This is a genomic window from Treponema sp. R6D11, from assembly GCF_054786075.1.
Window position 1 is genome coordinate 1 of the sequence record NZ_BDHD01000251.1, and the last position, 2,133, is coordinate 2,133.

At 49.9% G+C, this 2,133-nt stretch carries 2 protein-coding genes and 1 pseudogene; 1 reads left to right on the plus strand and 2 read right to left on the minus strand.

Features of this window, described 5'->3' with window-relative positions; translation table 11 throughout:
• Positions 1-82: 82 nt before the first annotated feature.
• A complete protein-coding gene (locus ACYVTD_RS11895; protein ID WP_461247980.1) occupies positions 83-1,249 on the minus strand; it encodes a phosphoglycerate dehydrogenase in 1,167 nt (388 codons plus the stop codon).
• 11 nt (positions 1,250-1,260) lie between these two features.
• A pseudogene (locus ACYVTD_RS11900) lies at positions 1,261-1,491 on the minus strand (3-phosphoserine/phosphohydroxythreonine aminotransferase); the annotation flags it as partial.
• 24 nt (positions 1,492-1,515) lie between these two features.
• Here ACYVTD_RS11900 and serC point away from each other — a divergent pair.
• A partial coding sequence (serC, locus tag ACYVTD_RS11905; RefSeq protein WP_461247981.1) for a 3-phosphoserine/phosphohydroxythreonine transaminase occupies positions 1,516-2,133 on the plus strand: 618 nt, incomplete at its 3' end.

A 2,133-nucleotide genomic window follows, 5' to 3' on the forward strand; every position in this document is an offset into this window, starting at 1 on the left:
ATACAGAGGGATTATAATTTCCATTCTAACATTTCGAAAATTCATCCGCCGTGGAAATAATTTCTGCGGCTCTTCAAAATGTTCACTTTGCGATTGTTCTAACTCTGATAATTCCATTTACCTTTCGAATCTGCTCCAGCACGGAATCGGAAATTTTTTGCTCCGTGTCTATAATATTATAGGCGTACTCATCGCGGTGGTGGTTAATCAAGTCGGCGATATTAATGCTGGCCCCCGCAAGAATGGTCGTGATCTGCCCCACCATGTTGGGAATGTTTTTATTGATCGCATGCAGTCTGAACGGTGCGCGCTGATCAAGTTTGCAGTGCGGAAAATTTACCGAATTGCGGATTGCCCCGCCTTCCAGATAATTCATTATCTGCTTAACCGCCATAACCGCGCAGTTGTCTTCCGCTTCCGGAGTGGACGCCCCAAGATGCGGAATGCTGATAACCTTTTTGCATTTGGACAAATCCGGCGTGGGAAAGTCCGTAACATAGGCGCTTATTTTTCCAGCTTCCAGCGCTTCGATAATATCCTTGTCTTTTACAAGCCCCGCGCGGGAAAGGTTCACTATGCGCGCCTCTTTTTTCATCATGCGCAATTTTTCCGCGTCTATAAGGCCTTTGGTCGTTTCGCTCTGCGGTATATGTAATGTGATATAATCGGCTTTCGCGAGCAGGCCTTCCAGAGTGTCGGCGCGGGAAACATCGCTCGACAGGTTCCATGCGGCGTCTACGGAAATGTACGGGTCATAGCCGATAACTTCCATGCCGAGGGCGACGGCGTCGTTGGCGACCATTACGCCTATCGCGCCAAGCCCGATCACGCCCAGAACCTTGCCCTTTATTTCAGGGCCAGTAAATTTTGATTTTTCCTTTCCAACAAGCTCCGCGATATCGCTCTTGCCAGCTACCGAAGAAATCCAGTTAACCCCGCCTATAATGTCGCGCGAAGAAATAAGCATGGACGCGATTGTAAGCTCTTTTACGGCGTTGGCGTTCGCGCCCGGCGTGTTAAAAACCACTACCCCGCCCTCGGTGCATTTGGCAACGGGAATATTGTTGTACCCCGCCCCCGCTCTGGCTATCGCCTGAACGGAAGAAGGGATCTCCGTGTTGTTCATTTCCGCGCTGCGCACCAAAATAGCGTCGGGGTTTGGGATGTCGCTTGCGACTTCATACTTGTCCCTCGGGAAAAGATCCAATCCAAGCGGGGAAATTTTGTTTAATGTCTGAATACGAAACATATTTATACCTTTTAACCTTCAAATTTCTTCATGAAATCTATCAGCGCTTTTACCCCTTCGATGGGCATCGCGTTGTAGATGCTCGCCCTCATGCCTCCGACCAGACGATGTCCGGCGAGGTTTATAAGGCCTTTAGCGGCCGCTTCTTTTACAAAGCGGGTTTCTATTTCGGTCTTTTTCGCCTCGTCTTTTTCCTTCGGAACAAAGGGAATGTTCATTAGACTGCGGTATCTTTTATCCACCGTTCAAAGGACTTTAAACCCATTATTGAAAAGACCGAAGCTTTATTACGGGAGCTTATGTGTATCCCTTCAAATTATAAGGTTTTGTTTTTACAGGGCGGCGCTTCCCTTCAATTCGCCATGGTTCCGCTTAATCTCGCCGCGGGAGACGCTCCCGGCAAGGGAAAGACCGCGGACTATATTGATACGGGCATTTGGTCGGACAAGGCGATAAAAGAAGCCGGAAAGTACGCCTCCGTAAAAGTGCTGGCAAGCTCTAAGGACAAGGCCTACACCTACATTCCCGACGCTCCCGCGCCGTCAGCGGACGCGGCTTATTATCACATTACCCAAAACAACACGATTGTCGGGACAAAGTGGGATAAAACCCCCGATACCGGCTCCGTCCCTCTGGTTTCGGACGCTTCAAGCAACATTCTTTCCGAGCCTTTTGACGTGAGCAAGTACGGCATCATTTACGCCGGGGCGCAGAAAAACCTTGGGCCGGCGGGAACTACGCTCGTTATCATACGTGAAGATTTAATCGGCCACGCTCCGGCGTGGACGCCAGTAATGCTCCGTTACGACACCCACGCGGGCGAAGGTTCAATGTACAATACCCCGCCGTGTTACGGCATTTATATAATCGGCCTTGTTCTGGAC

Bases quoted from the DNA above. Each gene is read 5' to 3' on its own strand.
- ACYVTD_RS11895 (WP_461247980.1), bottom strand. From the start codon at position 1,249: ATGTTTCGTATTCAGACATTAAACAAAATTTCCCCGCTTGGATTGGAT.